Genomic DNA, 21494 nt, shown 5'->3' with positions numbered 1-21494 from the left:
GGCCGGACGCGGGAAGAGCGCGGTGGCGGCGGCCGAGACGACCTCCTCCGGCGGACGGCGGAACGCGCCGGGCTCGCCGTGCAGCTCGAGGTCGCCCACGACGCGCGAGAGCCGGAACATCCGCGGCGCGTCGCGGTCGACGTCGTGGCCCACCAGGTACCAGCGTCCGCGCCACGAGAGGATCCGCCACGGCTCCACGTGCCGCTGCGTCGGCTCGTCGGCCCCAGGGCGCCGGTAGGCGAAGCGCACGGGCACGCTGCGGGCGGCCGCGTCGAGCGCGACCTCGAAGGCGGGCTCGTGGGCCGACAGCTTCGGCTCGGCCATGCGGAGCACGTCGGTGTCGACGTCGACGCCGGCCGCCTTCAGCTTCACGAGCGCCGACGTGGAGCTCGAGGCGAGTCCGGCGTGCTCCCACACCTGGGCGGCGAGGCCCAGCACCGCAGCCTCCTCGCGGGTCAGGTCGAGGTCGGGCAGCTCGGCGGTGTCACGGCGGATGCGGTAGCCGGGCTCGTCGTCGAAGTACTTGTCGTTGGTGCCGGTCTCCACGGCGATGCCCAGCTCGCGCAGCTCTTCCTTGTCGCGCTCGAACTTGCGCTCGAACGCGACCTGGTTGGACTCGCGGTAGTCGGCGATCGCCTGGCGGATCTGGTCCTTCGACAGGTACTGACGGGTGACGAGGAGGGTGAAGATGAGGTTCATCAACCTCTCGGTCTTGCGGTCGGCCACGCCCCCAGCATGTCAGACGGTCAGGACGCGTCCAGGATGTCGATCGCGAAGGCCAGGGTGTCGCCCGCCTTGATGTCGCTGCCGGCCGGCGGCTTGTCGCCGTAGGCGCTGTCGGCGGGGCAGACGAGCACGACGCGGCTGCCGATGGTCTGGCCCGGGAGCTCGTCCTTCCAGCACGCGATGACCTGGTCGAGGGAGAACGACGCCGGCGCGCCGCGGCCCCAGCTGCTGTCGAAGACCTTGCCGTCGGGGTAGACCTGGCCGACGTACTGCGCGGTGATCTCCGCACCCTTCTTGACCTTCTCGCCGTCGCCCTTGATCGCGACGTACGCGGCGGCCCGCTTGGGGTCCTTCGTGACGCTCTTGCCGTCCTTGAAGCCGCTCGGCTGGCCGTCCTTCAGCACGATGGACGGCACGCTGCTGGGCAGCTTCTGGGCCGTGCCCTTGGCCTCGGTGCCGACCTTGCCGACGATGTCGAAGAGGAAGACCATCGTGTCGTCCTTCTTCACGCCGAGGGTCTGCTCGGCCTGCGACTGGGCCTGGCCGTCCTTGAAGCCGTCCTTCGGCGGGATCGCCACGAGCACGCGGCTGCCGACCTTCTGGCCGGTCAGTCCCTTGACGAAGCCCGCCAGCACGCTCTCGGTCGACAGCTTCGTGGTGAGCGGACGCTCGGCCTTGAAGGAGTTGTCGAACTGCTTGCCGGTGCGCCCGTTGACCGCGACGTAGTTCAGCTTGACGGTGTCGCCGTCCTTCACCTCGGCGCCGCTGCCCTCCTTGACCACGCGCGTCTCGGTGGCCGACGCGGTGAAGTCGTCGGGGACCGTGACGGAGGGGCTCTTGGCCGAGCTGACCTTCACGTCGTCGAGTCCGTCGGACCCGGCGCCGCAGCCGGCGAGCACGAGCGCGAGGACAGAGGTCAGGGCGAGGGCGAGGTTGCGACGCACGGAATCACTTTCGTCGAGGTGATGGCCTCCGTCACGCTATCGGCACCGACCAAGAGCAGCCTGAACGACCGCCCAGAACACGCTGCGGACGTCGGGCGGGGCCCGTGCTCACATGCCGTCGATGAGCCGCTGGACCCGGTCGTCGGCGGCGCGGAACGGGTCCTTGCAGAGCACGGTGCGCTGCGCCTGGTCGTTGAGCTTGAGGTGCACCCAGTCGACGGTGAAGTCGCGTCGACGCTCCTGCGCGCGCTTGATGAAGTCGCCACGCAGCTTCGCGCGGGTGGTCTGCGGCGGGACCGACTTGGCCGCGAAGACGTCGCGGTCGTTCGTCACCCGGGCGACGGCGCCGCGGTTCTGCAGCAGGTAGAAGATGCCGCGGTCGCGGCGGATGTCGTGGTACGCGAGGTCGAGCTGTGCGATGCGGGGGTCGGCCCAGCTGAGACCGTGCGCCGTGCGGTAGCGGTCGAGCATGCGGAACTTGATGACCCAGTCGATCTCGCGCTCCACGAGCGTGAGGTCCTCGGACTCCACGGCCTTGAGCGTCCGCTCCCAGAGGTCCATCGTCCGGTCGATGGTGGGCGTGTGCAGACCGTGCCGGTCGACGAATTCCGCCGCCTTCGCGAAGTACTCGGCCTGGATCTCCAGCGCCGACAGCTCGCGGCCGTTGGCCAGCTGGACCGTGCGACGCCCGGTCATGTCGTGGGAGATCTCGCGGATCGCGCGGATCGGGTTCTCGAGGGTCATGTCGCGCATGACCACGCCGGCCTCGATCATCCGCAGCACGAGGTCGGTCGTGGCGACCTTGAGCAGCGTCGTCGTCTCGCTCATGTTCGAGTCGCCGACGATGACGTGCAGACGGCGGAAGCGCTCGGCGTCGGCGTGCGGCTCGTCGCGCGTGTTGATGATGGGACGCGAGCGGGTCGTGGCGCTCGAGACGCCCTCCCAGATGTGCTCGGCCCGCTGGCTCACCGAGAAGATCGTGCCGCGCGGCGTCTGCTGGACCTTGCCGGCTCCGCAGATGATCTGCCGCGACACGAGGAACGGGATGAGCACGTCGGCGATCCGGTTGAACTCGCCACCGCGGCCGACCAGGTAGTTCTCGTGGCAGCCGTAGGAGTTGCCGGCGGAGTCGGTGTTGTTCTTGAAGAGGTAGATGTCGCCGTCGACGCCGTCATCGGCGAGCCGCTGCTGCGCGTCGAGCATGAGGCCCTCGAGGATCCGCTCCCCCGCGCGGTCGTGGGTCACGAGGTCGACGAGGTCGTCGCACTCGGGCGTCGCGTACTCGGGGTGGCTGCCGACGTCGAGGTAGAGCCGGGCGCCGTTGCGCAGGAAGACGTTGCTGCTGCGCCCCCATGACACGACGCGACGGAAGAGGTACCGCGCGACCTCGTCGGGCGACAGACGACGCTGTCCCTTGAACGAGCAGGTGACGCCGTACTCGTTCTCGATCCCGAAGATCCGCCGGTCCATGTCGTCAGCGTAGTCCTGAGTCCCAGCCGATGGGGTTCGAAGCGCCGCGTGCTCGAGGCGGCCGTAGGGTCGTCGCCATGGAGCACAGGACTCTCGGAAGGACCGGCCGCGACGTGTCGGTCGTCGGTCTCGGCACGTGGCAGCTCGGAGCGGACTGGGGCGAGGTGAGCAGCGACGACGCCGCCGCCGTCCTGGAGGCGGCCGTCGAGTCGGGCGTGACCTTCCTCGACACGGCCGACGTGTACGGCGACGGTCGCAGCGAGCAGGCGATCGCCGCGTTCCGGCGCGCCCATCCCGACCTGGACCTCACGGTGGCCACGAAGATGGGGCGCCGTCTGGACCAGGTGCCCGAGAACTACGTGATGGAGAACTTCCGCGCCTGGACGGACCGCTCCCGCCGCAACCTGGACGTCGACACCCTCGACCTCGTGCAGCTGCACTGCCCGCCGACCGCCGTCGTGGAGGACGACGAGGTCTACGACGCGCTCGACACGCTGGTCGAGGAGGGCGTGCTCGGGGCGTACGGCGTCAGCGTCGAGACGTGCGACCAGGCCCTCGCGGCGATCGCCCGCCCGAACGTCGCGTCGGTCCAGATCATCCTCAACGCGTTCCGGCTCAAGCCGCTCGACGCGGTGCTCCCGGCCGCCCGCGAGGCCGGCGTCGGCATCATCGCGCGCGTCCCGCTCGCGAGCGGGCTGCTGAGCGGCCGCTACACGCGTGACACGACGTTCGCGTCCGACGACCACCGGACCTACAACCGCAACGGCGAGGCGTTCGACGTGGGCGAGACCTTCTCCGGCGTCGACTTCGAGGTCGGCGTGCGGGCCGCCCAGGAGTTCGCCGCGCTGCTGCCCGACGGCGTGACGCCGGCGCAGGCCGCGCTGGCCTGGGTCGTCGCGCAGGACGGCGTGAGCACCGTCATCCCCGGCGCCCGGAACCCCGAGCAGGCACGGGGCAACGCGGCGGCCGCCGACGTCACCCTCGACGCGTCCGTGCTCGAGGGCGTGCGGCGGATCTACGACGAGCACCTGCGGGAGTCCGTGCACCCGCGCTGGTGACCGCCTCCGGGGGCGGGACAGCGTGTCCTGCCCCCGCAGCGAGGTCAGCCGGCGAGGGCGTCGGCGACGGCCGCGTCGGTGAGCCGCTTGAACTTGCGGGGCTGGCTGCGCGTGCGGTCGAGCACGGCGACCTCGAGGTCGGAGGCGACGATCTCCCGGGCGGGGGTGCTGTCCTCGCCGAGCGCAGCAGCGGCGAGCCGCAACGCCTCCTCCAGCCCGAGGCCCTCGGTGTAGTGCTCGGTGAGGTGCGCGTCGACCTGCTCGCTCTGTCCGCCCATCACGCCGTGACCACGGACGTCGGCGACCGAGCCGTCGTAGGTGAGGCGGTACACCTGGTCGGCGGCAGCGTCGTCGCCCACCTCGGCCACGAAGATCTCGACCTCGTACGGCTTCTCGCCGCCGGAGGAGAAGATCGTGCCGAGCGTCTGCGCGTAGGCGTTGGCCAGCCCGCGACCGGTGACGTCGCGCCGGTCGTAGGCGTAGCCACGCATGTCGGCGAGCCGGACGCCGGCGATGCGCAGGTTCTCGAACTCGTTGTAGCGACCGACCGCCGCGAAGCCGATGCGGTCGTAGATCTCGCTGATCTTGTGCAGCGCCTGCGAGGGGTTCTCGGCGACGAGCAGGATGCCGTCGACGTACTGGACCACGACGACGCTGCGGCCACGGGCGATGCCCTTGCGCGCGAAGTCGGCCCGGTCCTTCATGAGCTGCTCGGGCGAGACGTAGAACGGTGCGGTCATGCTGGGTCTCCTCAGGTGAGGGGGGCCGAGGGCCCGTCGGGACGGGTCATGCGGCCGCCGATCACGGCGTCGGCGACGGCGGCGGTCTCCGCCTCGTCCCACGCCCGGTAGCCGTCGGCGGTGATGACGCTGACCAGCGGGAAGATCCGCCGCGTGAGGTCCGGGCCACCGGTGGCGGTGTCGTCGTCGGCCGCGTCGTAGAGCGCCTGGATGACGGCGGTGACGGCCGAGCGCTCGTCCATGCCCTCGGCGTACAGCTTCTTGAGCGAGCCGCGCGCGAACGTCGAGCCGGAGCCGACGGAGTGGAAGGTGCGCTCCTCGTTCTTGTTGCCGGTGACGTCGAAGGCGAAGATGCGCCCGCACTGCTGGTCGAGGTCGTAGGCGGCGAACAGCGGCACGACGGCGAGGCCCTGCATGGCCATGCCGAGGTTGCCGCGGATGAGGGTGGCGAGCCGGTTGGCCTTGCCGTCGGTCGACAGCGTCGCGCCCTCGATCTTCTCGTAGTGCTCGAGCTCGACCTGGAAGAGCCGGGTCATCTCGATCGCGATGCCGGCCGTGCCGGCGATGCCGACGCACGAGTACTCGTCGGTCGGGAAGACCTTCTGGATGTCGCGCTGCGCGATGACGTTGCCCATCGTCGCCCGGCGGTCGCCGGCCATGACGACGCCGTCGGCGAACGTGGCGGCCACGATGGTGGTGCCGTGCGCGACGCCCGCGAGCTCACCGGAGGCGGCTCCGGCCGCGCCGGGCATCATCTCGGGTGCCTGCGAGGCGAGCAGGTCGGCGAACGACGAGCCACCCACCGAACGGTATCCGTCGGGCAGCATCGCTGGGCCGTTCACTGGCCGCCTTTCTGCACGAAGCTGCGGACGAACTCCTCGGCGTTCTCCTCGAGGACGTCGTCGATGTCGCCGAGGATCGCGTCGACGTCGTCGTCGAGCTTCTCCTTGCGCTCGGTGTCCTGGGGCGCGGTGGTCTCGGCGGTCTCCGCCTGCTCGTCGTCGGACCTGCGGGGCGTCCTGTGCTGCTGCTCGGCCATGGGTTCACCCTAGCCCCCTGAGGCCCACGCGCCGCTCGGGTTTGGACGTGGTGCGGGTGCGTCGTGCGCGGGGGCGTGGGCTTTGCCGGTGCGCTGCGTGCGGTGGTCGTGTGGTTGCCGGTGCGCGGGCGGCGGTGGTCGTCACCGTGCCGTGCGCTGCCTGCGGGCCTCGTGACCTTGCTGGTGCGCTGCCTGCGGGCCTCGTGACCTTGCTGGTGCGCCGCCTCGGCTGGCGCTGGGTGTGGCCTCCGAAAGGGCCTCGACCGGCAGCGGGCCTGGGGCTGGCTGGCTTCGGGTCTCGGGATCTGGTCTGGGCTCTCGGGTGACGCACGATTCTTCGTTTCCGCGTTCTTGACCCACCGTTCTGCGTCGGCGCGTCCTATCGGTGAATCTGCAACCGCAGGAGCCGTTCTGCGGTTGCAGATCCACCGATAGCGGGCTGCCGGCGCGAAAGTCTCTGCGTTCATGACGGGATCCCGGAGGAAACGCAGAACCGTTGGACCCTCAGCGCATCAACGCAGATTCTTGTGTCCATCCTCAGCACCAACCCGCAGCCGGAGACCCCGAACCAGCGCCGTCGCCAGCCGCCCGGTCGAGGCCTTTTCGGAGGTCAGGCCCAGCGCCAGCGGACGCAGCGCAGCAGCACGACGAGACCCCTGCGGAAGCGCAGCAGCCAGCCGAGACCCCCGCAGGCAGCGCACCAGCACGCCCGGACCTCCGCAGGCAGCGCACCACCGCCCCGACGAGGAGAGGTCAGCGCCCCGTGATGGTACGGAAGAAGGCGGTGGCGTCGGCGCTGTCCTCGAACAGCGCGCCGACGTGCTCGGCGGTCCCGCGCAGCGGCTCCATGGTGGGGATGCGCTGCAGGGACTCGTAGCCGGGCAGGTCGAGGATGACGGAGTCCCAGGAGGCGGCGGCGACCTCGGAGGCGAACGTGCTGAGGCAGCGGCCGCGGAAGTAGGCGCGCGTGTCGTGCGGGGGCTCGTCGATGGCGCGGAGCACCTCCGCGTCGTCGACGATCCGCTCGATGCGGCCGGAGTGGACGAGGCGGTGGTAGATCCCGCGCTCGGGTCGCACGTCGTGGTACTGCAGGTCGACGAGGTGCAGCTTCGCGTGGTCCCAGTCGAGCCCGTCGCGGTCGCGGTAGGACTCGAGCAGCGACAGCTTCGCGACCCAGTCGAGCTCGCGCACGCACTCCATCGGGTCGCGGCCGAGGCGGGTCAGCACGCTCTCCCACCGGGCGAGGACGTCGTCGGTCTGCTCGTCGGACCCCTCGCGGGCGACGAAGGCGCGCGCCTGCTCGAGGTAGTGCCACTGCAGGTCGAGGCCGGTCATCGTGCTGCCGTCCTGCAGCTCGACGAGCGCGGTGAGCGTGGGGTCGTGCGAGATGGCGTGCAGGGCGACGACAGGCTGCGCGAGGGCCGGCGCGGGCGACAGGAACCCGGCCTCGAGCATCGCCAGCACGAGCGACGTGGTCCCGTGCTTGAGGTAGATGGACGTCTCGGCGAGGTTGGCGTCGCCGACGATGACGTGCAGCCGCCGGTACTTCTTCGGGTCGGCGTGCGGCTCGTCGCGGGTGTTGACGATCGGCCGCTTCAGCGTGGTCTCGAGCCCGACGCCGACCTCCATGTAGTCGGCGCGCTGCGAGAGCTGGAAGGCGTGGACGCTGCCGTCCTGCTCCTGCCCGACCCGGCCCGCGCCGCAGACGACGGGGCGGGAGACGAAGAACGGCGTCAGCTGCGCGACGATCGCGTCGAAGGGGACGGCCCGGTCGACGAGGTAGTTCTCGTGCGACCCGTACGACGCGCCCTTGTTGTCGATGTTGTTCTTGTAGAGCACGATCGAGCCCGCGCCCGGCACCTGCGCGGCGAGCTCGGCACCACGACGCATGACGTGCTCGCCGGCCTTCTCCCAGACGACGACGTCGCGGGGCGAGGTGACCTCCGGGGAGGAGTACTCGGGGTGCGCGTGGTCGACGTAGAGCCGGGCACCGTTCGTGAGGATGATGTTGGCGAGCCCGAGGTCCTCGTCGGTGAGCTGCGTCGGGTCGGCGCGGTCGCGGCTGAGGTCGAAGCCGCGGGCGTCGCGCAGCGGGCTCTCCTCCTCGAAGTCCCACCGGGCTCGGCGCGTCAGGCCGTGCGCGGCGGCGTAGCTGTTCACCACGTGCGTCGACGCGACCATGGGGTTCGCGCTGGGCTGCCCCTGCACCGCGATCCCGTACTCGACCTCGCTGCCCTGGACCCGACGCACCGTCATGGGCCCAGCGTAGGGGTGTCGTCCTCGCGACGTCGGCCGCCCGCGTCCTGACGGGACGGGTGCCGGAGCGTCACGCCGACTTCGCCCCGAGGTCACCTGGGCGTGGCCCGACGGACGTCGGCGGCCACGACGCTCGACGCATGAGGATCGTGATCGTCGCAGAGTCCTTCCTCCCCCAGACCAACGGTGTCGTGCACTCGGTGCTGAGGGTCCTCGACCACCTCGCGTCGCGAGGCGACGAGGTGCTGGTCGTCGTGCCGGACGCGGCGACGGAGGTGCCCCAGGAGGTCGCCGGCGCACGCGTCGTGACCCTGCCCGCCTGGGCGTTCCCCGGCTACCCCGACGTCAGGGTCGCGACCGGTCGGGTCTCCCCCGTCACCGCCATCCTGCGCGACTTCGACCCCGACGTCGTGCACCTGGCGTCGCCGTTCGCGCTGGGCTGGCGCGCGGCACTGGCGGCCAACGCCCTCGACATCCCGGTGGTGGCCGTCTACCAGACCGACGTGCCCACGTACGCAGGCCGCTACGGCATCCGCGGCGTCGAGAACCTGCTGTGGAAGCGGGTGCGCGACGTGCACGGCCGCGCCGACCTCAACCTCGTCCCCTCCACGGCCACCCTGGACACGCTCCAGGCACAGGGCGTCGAGCGCCTGGTGCTGTGGCGACGCGGTGTCGACACGGAGCGCTTCTCCCCCGCCCGCCGTGACGACGCCTGGCGTCGCGCGGCGGCGCCGGACGGCGAGCGGCTCGTCGGGTACGTCGGCCGGCTCGCTCCGGAGAAGCAGGTGCAGGACCTCGCGGCCCTCGCCGGCGTGCCGGGCACCCGCCTCGTCGTCGTGGGCGACGGACCGGAGCGGGCGCGGCTCGAGCGGCTGCTGCCCGGTGCCCACTTCACCGGCATGCTGCACGGCACCGAGCTCGCGACCGCCATGGCGAGCCTCGACGTCCTGGTGAGCACGAGCGAGACGGAGACGTTCTGCCAGGTCGTCCAGGAGGGGCTCGCGAGCGGCGTGCCCGTCGTGGCGGCCGGGGTGGGCGGGCCCGTCGACCTCGTCGACCACAGCCGCACGGGCTGGCTGTACCCCGCGGGCGACCTGGCCGCGATGGCCGGCTTCGTGCGCGACCTGACCGGCGACGAGTCCAAGCGCGCGGCGTTCGGCCGCGCCGCCCGTCGGGCCGTCGACGGACGCGGCTGGCAGGCCGTGTGCTCCCAGCTCGTCGGTCACTACGCCACGGCCATCGAGCGTCATGCGGGCGTCGGCCCCCAGGACATCGGCCTCCTGCACTGGACCACGCGCCGCATGGTCAAGGGCTGAGCGGCGAGGTCGCCGCGGCAGGGTCACCGGTGCGGGGCAGTCGACTCCCGCTCACTCCTCCCCGGCGATGCTCTTCGCGAGGTGGACGCTGTCGTCGTAGCCGGCGTAGAACCCGAACGCAGGCTCGTCGGCGTAGCCGCTGGAGGTGTAGAGAGCGATGGCCTCGGGCTGCTGGTCGCCCGTCTCGAGCACGAGGCGCCGGACACCGGCCTCCGCGGCGGTGCGCTCGAGCTCCGCGAGCACGATCCGCGCGAGACCGCGCCGACGGTGCGTCTCGCGGACGAACATCCGCTTGATCTCGGCGTCGGACGCACCCTGCGGCCCACCGCGACGCCAGCCGCCCATCGCCGCAGCCCGGCCGTCGACCTCGAGCACGAGGAACAGACCGGCCGGCGGCACGAACTGCTCCGCATCGATCGGCGAGACGTCACCCTCTCCCCCGTAGCGACGGCCGTACTCGGCCTGCACCTCCGCGGTCATGGCGACCACCTCGGGGTCGTCGTAGCGCGCGACGCGCAGGTGCGGCCGCCCCGAGGGGACGGCCGCACCCGACGCGCTCGCGGTGAGGTCGCCGCTCAGAGGTACTGCCCCGTGTTCGCGACCGTGTCGATCGACCGTCCGGGCTCGTTGCCGCCCTTGCCGGTGATGAGCGTGCGGATGAAGACGATCCGCTCACCCTTCTTGCCCGAGATGCGCGCCCAGTCGTCCGGGTTGGTCGTGTTCGGGAGGTCCTCGTTCTCCTTGAACTCATCGAGGCACGCCTGCAGCATGTGCTGGACCCGCAGACCCTTCTGCCCCGTCTCCAGGAGGTCCTTGATCGCCATCTTCTTGGCGCGGTCGACGATGTTCTGGATCATCGCGCCGGAGTTGAAGTCCTTGAAGTACAGGACCTCCTTGTCGCCGTTGGCGTACGTGACCTCGAGGAACTGGTTGTCCTCGGACTCGGTGTACATCGCCTCGACGGTGCGCTGGATCATGCCCTGCGTCGTCGCGACGCGGTCGCCGCCCCACTCGGCGAGGTCGTCGGGGTGCAGCGGCAGCGTCGGCGTCAGGTACTTGCTGAAGATGTCGCGCGCCGACTCCGCGTCGGGGCGCTCGATCTTGATCTTCACGTCGAGGCGACCGGGACGCAGGATGGCCGGGTCGATCATGTCCTCACGATTGGAGGCACCGATGACGAGGACGTTCTCGAGACCCTCGACACCGTCGATCTCGCTCAGGAGCTGCGGCACGATCGTGTTCTCCACGTCGGAGGAGACGCCCGACCCGCGGGTGCGGAACAGGGAGTCCATCTCGTCGAAGAACACGATGACCGGCGTGCCCTCGCTGGCCTTCTCGCGCGCCCGCTGGAACACGAGCCGGATGTGCCGCTCGGTCTCGCCGACGTACTTGTTGAGCAGCTCGGGACCCTTGATGTTGAGGAAGTACGAGCGACCCTCCTCGCCGGTGCGCTCGGAGACCTTCTTGGCCAGGCTCGCCGCGACCGCCTTGGCGATCATCGTCTTGCCGCAGCCGGGCGGGCCGTAGAGCAGCACGCCCTTCGGCGGCTTGAGCTCGTGCTCGACGAACACGTCGGGGTGCAGGTAGGGCAGCTCGACGGCGTCCTTGATGGAGTCGATCTGTCCGCGCAGGCCACCGATCGACTCGTAGTCGACGTCGGGCACCTCCTCCAGGACGAGCTCCTCGACCTCGCTCTTCGGGATGCGCTCGTAGACCCAGCCGGCGCGGCTGTCGAGCAGCAGCGAGTCGCCGGCACGCAGCTTCAACCCGACGAGGGAGTCGGCCAGCTTCACGACCTTCTCGTCGTCGGTGTTGCCCAGCACGAGGGCACGCTCGCCGTCGGCCAGGAGCTCCTTGAGCATCACCACCTCGCCGGTGGTCTCGAACTCCAGCGCGGCCACGACGTTCATCGCCTCGTTGAGGATGACCTCCTGGCCGCGGCGCAGCTCGTCGCGGTCGACCGCCGGGCTGACGGTGACCCGCAGCTTGCGGCCGCCGGTGAACACGTCGACCGTGTCGTCGTCGTTGCGCTGCAGGAACGTGCCGAAGCCCGTCGGCGGCTGCGCCAGACGGTCGACCTCCTCCTTGAGGGCGACGATCTGGTCGCGCGCGTCGCGCAGCGTGGAGCTCAGCCGCTCGTTCTGCGACGTCGTGGAGGCCAGGCGCGCCTCGAGGTCGGAGAGCCGGGAGTCGAGTGACCCCTCCGAGCCCAGGCGTCGCCTGAGGTGCTCGACCTCGGCGCGCAGATATGCCAGCTCGTGGTCGGCGCCACGGGGGTTCTCGTTCACGATCGCCACCTCCTGCTCGTCGAGTTCGACCCTAACGGAGATCAGGTTGCACGAAAGGTCGTCTCGGCGCGCGTCGGATGACGATCGTGTTGCGGGGCTCCTCTCCGCCCACGGCCCGGACCCCCCGCCGGGCCGTCCTCCGCCCACGGCCCGGAACCCCCGCCAGGCCGTCTTTCCGCCCACGGCCCGGAACCCCCGCCGGGCCGTCTTTCCGCCCACGGCCCGGAACCCCCGCCAGGCCGTCTTTCCGCCCACGGCCCGGAACCCCCGCCGGGCGGGTCAGAGCTCGGTGCCGGCCGGCCGCGGCCCGGTGTAGTCGGGGCCGTAGGCGCCGGGTGCGGGGCGTCGGGTCTTCTCCAGGGCCGGGTGGCCCGGCGCCATGCGCCGCGCGGTGACGAGGAACGCCGTGTGGCCCACCATCTTGTGGTCGGGACGCACGGCGAGGCCCTCGAGGTGCCACGAGCGCTGCATGGTCTCCCACGCGTGCGGCTCGGTGAAGCCGCCGTCGGCGCGCAGCGTCTCGACGAAGCGCGACAGCTGGGTCGTCGTGGCGACGTAGGCGCAGACGATGCCGCCGGGCACGAGCCGCTCGGCCGCGAGCGGGACGCACGACCACGGGTCGACCATGTCGAGGACGAGCCGGTCGATCTCCGGCTCCGCCATGACCTCGCGCACGTCCCCCACGGTGAGCGTCCACTCCGGGTGGTCCGTGCCGACGAGCTGCTCCACGTTCCTGCGCGCCGTCTCGGCGAACTCCTCGCGGATCTCGTAGGACCCCAGGTGGCCGTCCGGGCCGACCGCGCGCAGCAGGTAGGCGGTCAGGCTGCCCGAGCCCGCACCGGCCTCCACGACGCGCGCGCCGGGGTAGATGTCGGCCATCGTGACGATGTGCGCGGCGTCCTTCGGGTAGATGATCGCCGCGCCGCGCGGCATCGAGACCACGTACTCCGACAGCAGCGGCCGGAACACCTGGTACTGACCCTCGAGCGTGGAGGTCACGATGATGCCCTCGGGCTCGCCGATGATGTCGTCGTGGCGGAGCTGGCCCTTCTTCGTCGAGAACTCCCGCCCGGCCTCGAGCCGGATGTTGTGCTTGCGACCCTTGGCGTCGGAGAGTCGGACCCACTCGCCCTCGACGAACGGTCCGCTGCGCATCCAGGTGGTCATGATTCCCTTCGGTAGGCGGCGTCGACGTCCGACGCCAGGAGGACGCCCACCGGCCGCTCCTCGTCGTCGACGAGCAGGTACACCTCGGCCGGGCGTGCGGTCATCGCGCGCAGCAGGGCGGTGCCCTGCGTCCGGACGCTGAGGCGGGGCCAGTGGGGCGAGACGTCGTCGGTGAGCGGACGGCCGAGCTCGTCGGCGCGCAGGCCGTTCATGCGGGTGCCGCGGTCGGCGCCGCGCAGGGCGCCGGTGGCACCGACCCAGAGGAACGAGGCGACGAACGCGACGAGCACGACGTCGAGCCACCAGCGGGCGCTCCAGGTCTCGCCCTGCGCGGCGCGCCAGAGCACGAACGCGCTGATGCCGACGGCCGCGGCCCGTCCGATCCACGCGGTCACCACGACGCCGAGCCGCTCGGACCGGGTGGCCATCCAGACGAGGGCACGCAGCACCCTGCCCCCGTCGAGCGGGAGGCCGGGCAGCATGTTGAAGGCCGCCACGAGCAGGTTGACCCATCCGATCGACCACCACAGGTCGCGCGCGCCGCCGTCGCTGCCGTCGGCGAGGGCGTGCGCGAGCAGCCCGATCCCGAGCGAGGCCAGGGGACCCACGACCGACGTCAGCAGCTCCTGCCAGGGCGTGCGGCTCTCCCCCTCGATGGCCGTCTCGCCGCCGAGCAGGTGCAACGTGACCGACGGGACGCGCATGCCGAAGGCGCGGGCGACGCCCAGGTGCGCGAGCTCGTGCACGAGCACCGACACGTAGAGGGCGAGGACGAAGCTCGCGGCCAGGAGGTACGCGCTCGTCCGGGCCTCCGCCTGGAAGCGCGGCGCGAACAGCACCACGAGGACGACGCCCATCACCAGGAGCGACGGTCGGGCGACCAGGTCGGCGCCGCCCAGCCGGCCGAAGCGGATCGTGCCACGCGGCGGCGGGTTCGACGGGACGCTCACGCCTCCCAACCTAGCGGTGCGGGCCGCGTCGGCGTGCTCAGGCGCCCGACCACAGGGCGGCGACACCGGCGGGGTCGAGGCCGGCCAAGGTGGTGCGCAGCCTCCGACGGGGTCCGTCGGGCACGCTCACCATGTGCGGCACGGCCAGCACGACGCAGCCGGCGGCGTCGGCCGAGGCTGCTCCGGTGGCGGAGTCCTCGATGGCGAGGCAGGAGGCGGCGTCGACCCCGAGTGCGCGCGCTGCGGCGAGGTAGGGCTCGGGGTGGGGCTTGCCGTGGGTGACGCTGTCGCCCGTGACCACGGCGTCGAACGGCAGGAGGTCGACCACGGGCTGCGCGATCTCGCGGTACGACATCGTGACCAGCGCCTGGGGCACGCCGGCGTCGGCCAGCGCGTGCACCAGCTCCCGTGCGCCCGGGCGCCACGGCAGGTCGCGGCGCATCGCGACGGCGATCTCGTCGACCAGGTGGGCGACGATCTGCTCCGGCGTGAGTCCCGAGCCGATCCGGGCCTCGATGATGCGCGCGGACTCCATGAGGTCGTTGCCGACGAGACCGAGCCCGTCCTCCTCGGTCCAGGTCGCGCCGTGCTGCGCGGCGAGCGCGGTCTCGGCGGCCATCCAGAGGGGCTCGGTGTCGACGATGGTGCCGTCGAGGTCCCAGAGGACGGCGGCGGGTGTGGTCACCGCACGAGCCTAGGAGATCCGACCCCGGCCCTCGGACACGGCCTGTCGGAGCCGACGCCTAGGTTGGGACCGACATGACCGAGCTCACGCCCCGTCCCGGTGGCGCGCTGCCGGTCCGGGGGTGGGCCCGCGGACCGCTGCGCCCGTTCCGCCACCGCCAGTACCGTCCGCTGATCGGCGCGGCGGCGTTCGAGCTGCTCGGCGAGGGCGTCTGGGTCATCGCGGTCGTGTGGCAGGTCATCGCGCTCGGCGGTGGTCCCGGAGCGCTCTCGCTGGCCGTCACGGGCTACGCCCTCGGCATGGTCGTCACGGTGCTCGTCGGGGGCGTCGCCGCCGACCGGGTGCCCCAGCGGCGCATCCTCATGGCCACGGCGACCACCCGCATGGTGGTCCTGGCCGTGGTCGCGGCGCTGGCACTCGCCGGCGGGCTGGAGATCTGGCACCTGACGGTCGGTGGCGCCGTGCTCGGCATGGCGGTCGGCTTCTACTTCCCGGCCTACAGCGCACTGCTGCCGTCGGTCGTCGAGGCCGACGACCTCCTCGCCGCCAACGGCATCGAGGGCTTCCTGCGACCGACGCTCCAGCACGCCGGCGGGCCTGCCCTCGGCAGCCTCGTCGTGGCGCTGGCCTCCCCGGCCTGGGCGCTGCTGCTCGTCGCCGTCTGCCAGCTGGGCTGCCTGCTCACCCTGCTGCTCCTGCACCCGGTGCCGCTGCGGCGCGATGCCGCGGCGCTCGGCGACCACCCCCTCCGCGGCGCCGTCGCCGACCTGCGCGGCGGGGTGCGCTACATGGTCAGGACACCCTGGTTCCTCGCGACGCTGCTGTTCGCCTGCCTCATGCTCCTGCTCGTCGTCGGTCCGATGGACGTGCTCATCCCGTTCGTGGTGAAGGACGGCGGAGGCGACGCGACGGGCCACGCGTGGATCCTGGCCGCGTACGGCGCGGGCAGCGCGCTCGCGTCGCTCGGCATGAGCATGCTGAGGATGCCGCGGCGCTACCTCACCGTCATGGTGCTCATGTGGGGCCTCGGCTGCGTGCCGTTCGTGGTCGTCGGCTTCACGTCGTCGGTGCCGGCCATCGCCGCGGCCCTGTTCGTCGTCGGCGTCCTGCTCTCCGCGCCGATGGTGATCTGGGGCACGCTGCTGCAGCGTCGGGTGCCGCCGGACCTGCTCGGCCGAGCGTCGAGCCTCGACTTCTTCGTCTCGCTGCTGCTCGTGCCGGCGTCCGTCGCCCTCGCCGGCCCGGCAGGCGAGCTGGTCGGTGTCCGCGAGGTGTTCCTCGTCGCCGCGGTGGTCCCGGTGGTCGCCGCGGTCGTCGCCGTCGTCTGGGCACGGATGCCGGCCGACGAGGCCGCGCACCCCCTGTGAGCGTGACCTCCCGCGTCACCTTGCGTTCTCGTGGGATGATGGTGCACGAATCTCCGCGAAGGTCCACGCGAGCCCGCCGCCGGCTGGGGGTTCCCACCATCACCAGGACGTCACCGCTCCGTGCACCAGGCCGGAGGACGCCGTCCGTTCGTGTCGATCGTGGAGGACTGAGGCGACAGTGGAGCAGCGTGTGACCCGACCCCAGGCGTGGCGTCCCGACGCCACCGAGGACCTGACGGCCCGACTCTCGGAGCGCATCATGGTGCTCGACGGCGCCATGGGCACCGCGATCCAGCGCGACCGGCCCGACGAGGCCGGCTACCGCGGCGAGCGCTTCAAGGACTGGCCGAGCGACGTGGTCGGCAACAACGACCTGCTGACGCTCACCCAGCCCGACATCATCGCGGGCATCCACCGCGAGTACCTCGAGGCCGGCGCCGACGTCATCGAGACCAACACGTTCAACGCGAACGCGGTCTCCCTGCGCGACTACGACATGGTCGAGCTGGCCTACGAGCTGAACTACGAGGCGGCCGCCCTCGCGCGCCGCGAGGCCGACGCGGTGACCGCCCGGACCCCCGACCGGCCGCGCTACGTCGCCGGCGCGCTCGGCCCGACCACCCGCACCGCCTCGATCTCCCCCGACGTCAACGACCCGGGTGCGCGCAACGTCTCCTACACCGAGCTCGTCGACGCGTACGCCGAGGCCACGCGGGCGCTCCTCGACGGCGGTGCCGACCTCGTCTTCATCGAGACCATCTTCGACACGCTCAACGCGCGCGCCGCGATCTTCGCCGTCGAGACGGTGTTCGAGGAGTACGGGCGGCGCTGGCCGATCGTCATCTCCGGCACCATCACCGACGCGTCGGGGCGCACGCTCTCGGGCCAGACCACGGAGGCCTTCTGGTACTCCGTGCGCCACGCGAAGCCGCTGCTCGTGGGCCTGAACTGCGCCCTCGGCGCCGAGGAGATGCGTCCGTACGTCGCGGAGCTGTCGCGCCTGGCCGACTGCTTCGTGTCCTGCTACCCGAACGCCGGTCTGCCCAACGCGTTCGGCGAGTACGACGAGGCGCCCGACCAGACGGCGGCGGTGCTGCGCGAGTTCGCCGAGGCGGGGCTCTACAACCTCGTGGGCGGCTGCTGCGGCACGACCCCGGACCACATCGCGCACATCGCCCAGGTCGTCGAGGGCCTCCCCCCGCGGGTGCCCGCCACCGTCCAGCCGGCGTTGCGCCTCTCGGGCCTGGAGCCGCTCGTCGTCGACGCCGACTCGCTGTTCGTCAACGTCGGCGAGCGCACCAACATCACCGGCTCGGCCCGCTTCCGCAACCTCATCCGCGACGGCGACTACGACACCGCCCTCGCCGTGGCCCTCCAGCAGGTCGAGAACGGCGCGCAGGTCATCGACGTCAACATGGACGAGGGCATGATCGACGGCGTGGCCGCGATGGACCGCTTCCTCAAGCTCGTCGCGGCCGAGCCCGACATCTGCCGCGTCCCGGTCATGGTCGACTCCTCCAAGTGGGAGGTGATCGAGGCCGGTCTGCGCGTGCTGCAGGGAAAGTCGATCGTCAACTCGATCTCCCTCAAGGAGGGCGAGGAGCCGTTCGTCGAGCACGCGCGGCTGTGCCGCAAGTACGGCGCCGCCGTCGTCGTCATGGCCTTCGACGAGGACGGCCAGGCCGACACCTTGGAGCGGCGCAAGGAGATCTGCGAGCGCGCCTACCGGATCCTTGTCGACGAGGTCGGCTTCCCGGCCGAGGACATCATCTTCGACCCGAACGTGTTCGCGGTCGCCACGGGCATCGAGGAGCACGCCGAGTACGGCATCGACTTCATCGAGGGCACGCGCTGGATCAAGCAGAACCTGCCGCACGCGCTCGTCTCGGGCGGCGTCTCGAACGTCTCGTTCTCCTTCCGCGGCAACAACCCGGTGCGCGAGGCGATCCACGCCGTGTTCCTGTTCCACGCCATCCGCGCGGGCATGGACATGGGCATCGTCAACGCCGGCGCGCTCGTGGTCTACGACCAGGTCGACGAGCGGCTCCGCGAGCGCATCGAGGACGTGGTCCTCAACCGCCGCCCCGACGCTACGGAGCGGCTGCTCGACATCGCGACCGAGTTCGCGGGCACCGGTGAGAAGGCCGAGGCCGCGAGCGAGGAGTGGCGCTCCCTCCCGATCGGCGAGCGCATCACGCACGCGCTGGTCAAGGGCATCGACGCCCACGTCGAGGACGACACGGAGGAGCTGCGCTCGCTCATCGAGCAGCGCGGCGGCAAGCCCATCGAGGTCATCGAGGGGCCGCTGATGGACGGCATGAACGTCGTCGGCGACCTCTTCGGCGCGGGCAAGATGTTCCTCCCCCAGGTCGTGAAGTCGGCACGCGTGATGAAGAAGGCCGTCGCCTACCTCATCCCGTACATCGAGGCCACGAAGGACGAGTCCGACAAGGGCCGCAGCAACGGCACCGTCATCATGGCCACGGTCAAGGGCGACGTGCACGACATCGGCAAGAACATCGTCGGCGTGGTGCTGCAGTGCAACAACTACGACGTGATCGACCTCGGTGTCATGGTCCCGCCGCAGAAGATCCTCGACGCGGCGAAGGAGCACGGCGCCGACGTGATCGGCCTGTCGGGCCTGATCACGCCCTCGCTCGACGAGATGGTGACCGTCGCCGGCGAGATGGAGCGCCAGGGCTTCGACGTCCCGCTCCTCATCGGTGGTGCGACGACGTCGCGGGCGCACACGGCCGTGAAGGTCGACGAGCGCTACCACGGTCCCGTGGTGTGGGTGAAGGACGCGTCGCGCTCGGTCCCCGTCGTCGCGTCGCTGCTGTCCGACGCGCAGAAGCCGCAGTTCCTCGAGGCGCTCAAGGACGACTACGACGGGCTGCGCGAGCGGCACGCCGCCCGGCAGGACACGCGCAAGCTCCTGCCCATCGAGGAGGCCCGTGCCGACGCGACCCCGATCGACTGGGACGGCTACGCCCCGCCGCAGCCGCAGTGGGAGGTGGGCGTCCCGCACGTGCTGGAGGACTACCCGCTCGACGAGCTCCGCCAGTACATCGACTGGCAGCCGTTCTTCAACGCCTGGGAGATGAAGGGACGCTTCCCCGACATCCTGCACAACCCCGCCACGGGCGAGGCGGCCTCCAAGCTGTACGCCGACGCCCAGGAGATGCTCGACCGCATCGTCGCCGAGCGCTGGCTCACGGCGCGGGGCGTGGTCGGCATCTTCCCCGCCAACGGGCGCGGCGACGACACCGTCGTCTTCGCCGACGAGGCGCGCGAGGAGTCCGTGGCCGTCCTGCACCACCTGCGCCAGCAGACCGAGCACCGCAAGGGCGTCGCCCACAAGAGCCTCGCCGACTTCGTCGCGCCGCTCGAGACCGGGCTGCCCGACCACGTGGGGGCGTTCGCGGTCACCGCGGGCCTCGGCGGCGCCGACCGCATCGCCGAGTTCAAGGAGCAGCTCGACGACTACAGCGCCATCCTGCTCGAGGCACTCGCCGACCGGCTCGCGGAGGCGTTCGCCGAGCGGCTCCACGAGCGCGTCCGGCGCGAGATCTGGGGCTACCAGCCCGAGGAGTCGCTCGACAACGAGCAGCTCATCGCCGAGAAGTACGTCGGCATCCGCCCGGCGCCCGGCTACCCGGCGTGCCCGGAGCACACCGAGAAGCAGACGCTGTGGGAGCTGCTCGACGTCGAGAAGCACACCGGCATCGAGCTCACCGAGAGCATGGCGATGTGGCCCGGCGCGTCCGTGAGCGGCTGGTACTTCTCGCACCCGCAGTCGCAGTACATGGTCGTCGGCCGCCTCGGCCGCGACCAGGTCGCCGACTACGCCGAGCGGAAGGGCTGGAGCGTCGCCGAGGCGGAGCGCTGGCTCTCCCCCAACCTCGGGTACCGCCCTGACGACGAGTAGGGAGCAGCACTGCACACCCTCCCCCGTAGGCTGGTGGACGTGCAGTCGATCCCCCCGTTGAACGACCCCTGGATGGTGGCCGCGTTCGAGGGCTGGAACGACGCCGGCGACGCTGCGTCGTCGGTCGTCGACCACCTCGTCGAGGAGTGGGACGCGCAGGTGCTCGCCGAGCTCGACCCGGAGGACTACTACGACTTCCAGGTGACCCGACCCATCGTGCACCCCGACGAGGACGGTGCGCGGGTGCTGCACTGGCCCACGCCGACCCTGTGGCACGCGCGCCCGCGCTCGTCCGAGCGCGACGTGCTGCTGTTCAAGGCGCCCGAGCCGAACTTCCGCTGGAAGCACTTCTGCTCCACGGTGCTGGGGCTCGCGCGGCTCGCCGGGGTGACCGAGGTGGTCACGCTCGGCGCGCTCCTCGCGGACACCCCGCACACCCGCCCCGTGCCGGTCAGCGGCTCCACGAGCGACCCGACCCTGGCCGAGCGGCTCTCGCTGCGGCCCTCCAGCTACGTCGGACCCGTCGGCATCAACGCGGTGCTCGGCGAGGTCGCGTCGGCCGACGGACTGCCGGCGATCTCGTTGTGGGCCGCCGTCCCGCACTACGTGGCTGAGCCGCCGTGCCCGAAGGCCACGCTGGCCCTCCTCGGCTCGCTCGAGGACGCTGTCGGCGTGCCGCTCCCCCAGGGCGCGCTCGAGGAGATGGCCCAGGCCTGGCAGCACGGCGCCGACGACCTCATGGCGCAGGACCCGGAGATCGCCGAGTACGTGTCGGAGCTCGAGGAGGAGCACACGACCGACGAGCTGCCCGAGGCCAGCGGCGACGCGATCGCGCGCGAGTTCGAGCGCTACCTGCGCCGGCGCAACGTCGACGGCGGTCCGTGAGCGACGACGCGACCCTGCGTCGGGTCCGGCAGCTGCTCGTGCTCGCCGACGACCCGGGAGCGACCCCTGCCGAGGCGCAGGCGTGCCGCGACAAGGCCGAGGCGCTGATGGCGCGCTACGGCATCGACGCCGCGCTGCTCGCCGCCGAGGGGCACCGCACCAGCGGGGTCGTCGACGCCTACCTGCGGCTCGACGCGCCCTACCTGCGCGACAAGGCGACGCTCGCGGTGCACGTCGCCCACGCGCTGCGCTGCCAGTCGGTGCTCGTCGGTGGCGAGCGCACGACCACGGTGCACGTGTTCGGCTTCGAGGCCGACGTGCGGGGCACCGAGATCCTCGTGACGAGCCTGCTGCTGCAGGCGGCGCACGAGCTCGCGCGGGTCGTCGTGCCGCCCGGCGAGCACACGGCGGCGTTCCGGCGCTCGTGGTGGCAGGGCTTCGCGCAGGCGGTCTACGTCAGGCTGCGCAGCGTCGAGGACGAGGCCCGCGCCGAGGCCCAGGCGGAGCGCTCGGAGGACAAGCCGTCGGTCGAGCTCGTCCTGGCCGACCGCAGCGCGGAGGTCGAGTCGGCCATGCACGCCCGGTACGGCGACCTGCGGCGCGCGCCGCGGCGCCGGCTCAGCGGTGGCGGGCTCGCCGACGGCTACGCCAGCGGCGAGCGCGCCGACCTGGGGC

The 21494-nt window shown here is 71.6% G+C and carries 18 protein-coding genes; 6 read left to right on the top strand and 12 right to left on the bottom strand.

Going from position 1 to position 21494, the window contains the following annotated elements; genetic code table 11:
* From NH339_RS11395 to pafA, 3 genes are all read right to left on the bottom strand, one after another.
* Positions 1-726, bottom strand: a 726-nt coding sequence (locus tag NH339_RS11395; protein WP_253025372.1) for a YafY family protein, incomplete at its 3' end; no start/stop codon positions are given.
* Positions 727-746: 20 nt separating this feature from the next.
* Positions 747-1670 (bottom strand): FKBP-type peptidyl-prolyl cis-trans isomerase, encoded by a 924-nt coding sequence (locus tag NH339_RS11390; protein WP_253025370.1) that lies wholly within the window; start codon positions 1668-1670, stop codon positions 747-749.
* A 108-nt stretch (positions 1671-1778) separates the two neighbouring features.
* Positions 1779-3140, bottom strand: a complete 1362-nt coding sequence (gene pafA / locus NH339_RS11385; RefSeq protein WP_253025368.1) for a Pup--protein ligase — start codon at positions 3138-3140, stop codon at positions 1779-1781.
* Positions 3141-3217: 77 nt separating this feature from the next.
* On the opposite strand from pafA, the gene NH339_RS11380 reads away from it, so the two are divergent.
* A complete protein-coding gene (locus NH339_RS11380; RefSeq protein WP_253025366.1) occupies positions 3218-4198 on the top strand; it encodes an aldo/keto reductase in 981 nt (326 codons plus the stop codon).
* Between the two features lie 44 nt (positions 4199-4242).
* Here NH339_RS11380 and prcA read toward each other — a convergent pair whose 3' ends face one another.
* The 4 genes from prcA to dop all read right to left on the bottom strand — a co-directional run bounded on the left by prcA (position 4243) and on the right by dop (position 8233).
* Positions 4243-4938, bottom strand: coding sequence for a proteasome subunit alpha (gene prcA / locus NH339_RS11375; RefSeq protein ID WP_253025364.1), 696 nt, complete (start codon positions 4936-4938; stop codon positions 4243-4245).
* An 11-nt stretch (positions 4939-4949) separates the two neighbouring features.
* Positions 4950-5765: a proteasome subunit beta gene (gene prcB / locus NH339_RS11370; protein WP_253025362.1), complete on the bottom strand. Its 816-nt coding sequence runs from the start codon at positions 5763-5765 to the stop codon at positions 4950-4952.
* A gap of 11 nt (positions 5766-5776) precedes the next feature.
* Positions 5777-5977, bottom strand: a complete 201-nt coding sequence (locus NH339_RS11365) for a ubiquitin-like protein Pup (protein WP_067857466.1) — start codon at positions 5975-5977, stop codon at positions 5777-5779.
* Positions 5978-6730: 753 nt separating this feature from the next.
* Complete coding sequence (dop, locus tag NH339_RS11360) at positions 6731-8233, bottom strand: depupylase/deamidase Dop (RefSeq protein WP_256475312.1); 1503 nt, start codon at positions 8231-8233, stop codon at positions 6731-6733.
* 140 nt (positions 8234-8373) lie between these two features.
* On the opposite strand from dop, the gene NH339_RS11355 reads away from it, so the two are divergent.
* Complete coding sequence (locus tag NH339_RS11355) at positions 8374-9549, top strand: glycosyltransferase family 1 protein (RefSeq protein WP_253025360.1); 1176 nt, start codon at positions 8374-8376, stop codon at positions 9547-9549.
* 51 nt (positions 9550-9600) lie between these two features.
* Here NH339_RS11355 and NH339_RS11350 read toward each other — a convergent pair whose 3' ends face one another.
* The 5 genes from NH339_RS11350 to NH339_RS11330 form a co-directional block, all read right to left on the bottom strand.
* Positions 9601-10029 (bottom strand): GNAT family N-acetyltransferase, encoded by a 429-nt coding sequence (locus NH339_RS11350; protein ID WP_253025358.1) that lies wholly within the window; start codon positions 10027-10029, stop codon positions 9601-9603.
* 95 nt (positions 10030-10124) lie between these two features.
* A complete protein-coding gene (gene arc, locus NH339_RS11345; protein ID WP_253025356.1) occupies positions 10125-11837 on the bottom strand; it encodes a proteasome ATPase in 1713 nt (570 codons plus the stop codon).
* Between the two features lie 279 nt (positions 11838-12116).
* Positions 12117-13004: a tRNA (adenine-N1)-methyltransferase gene (locus NH339_RS11340; protein WP_253025354.1), complete on the bottom strand. Its 888-nt coding sequence runs from the start codon at positions 13002-13004 to the stop codon at positions 12117-12119.
* On the bottom strand, positions 13001-13954 hold the full coding sequence (locus NH339_RS11335; RefSeq protein WP_253025352.1) for a site-2 protease family protein: 954 nt from the start codon (positions 13952-13954) through the stop codon (positions 13001-13003). The genes NH339_RS11340 and NH339_RS11335 overlap by 4 nt, the downstream gene beginning before the upstream one ends.
* Before the next feature lie 37 nt (positions 13955-13991).
* The gene (locus NH339_RS11330; RefSeq protein WP_253025350.1) at positions 13992-14639 is read right to left on the bottom strand and encodes an HAD family phosphatase; all 648 of its coding nucleotides are present in this window, start codon (positions 14637-14639) and stop codon (positions 13992-13994) included.
* 74 nt (positions 14640-14713) lie between these two features.
* On the opposite strand from NH339_RS11330, the gene NH339_RS11325 reads away from it, so the two are divergent.
* The 4 genes from NH339_RS11325 to NH339_RS11310 form a co-directional block, all read left to right on the top strand.
* The gene (locus NH339_RS11325) at positions 14714-16006 is read left to right on the top strand and encodes an MFS transporter (RefSeq protein WP_253025348.1); all 1293 of its coding nucleotides are present in this window, start codon (positions 14714-14716) and stop codon (positions 16004-16006) included.
* Positions 16007-16265: 259 nt separating this feature from the next.
* Entirely contained in the window at positions 16266-19934 is a 3669-nt protein-coding gene (metH, locus tag NH339_RS11320; RefSeq protein ID WP_253025376.1) for a methionine synthase, read from the top strand.
* A gap of 39 nt (positions 19935-19973) precedes the next feature.
* On the top strand, positions 19974-20819 hold the full coding sequence (locus NH339_RS11315) for a PAC2 family protein (RefSeq protein ID WP_308207064.1): 846 nt from the start codon (positions 19974-19976) through the stop codon (positions 20817-20819).
* The coding region (locus NH339_RS11310) for a DUF2786 domain-containing protein (protein WP_253025346.1) at positions 20816-21494 on the top strand (679 nt) is incomplete at its 3' end. The genes NH339_RS11315 and NH339_RS11310, both read left to right, overlap by 4 nt.

Source organism: Aeromicrobium sp. CnD17-E, from assembly GCF_024124745.1.
In the GTDB taxonomy this organism is placed as follows: domain Bacteria; phylum Actinomycetota; class Actinomycetes; order Propionibacteriales; family Nocardioidaceae; genus Aeromicrobium.
This window is presented reverse-complemented; position numbering and strand designations above follow the sequence as displayed.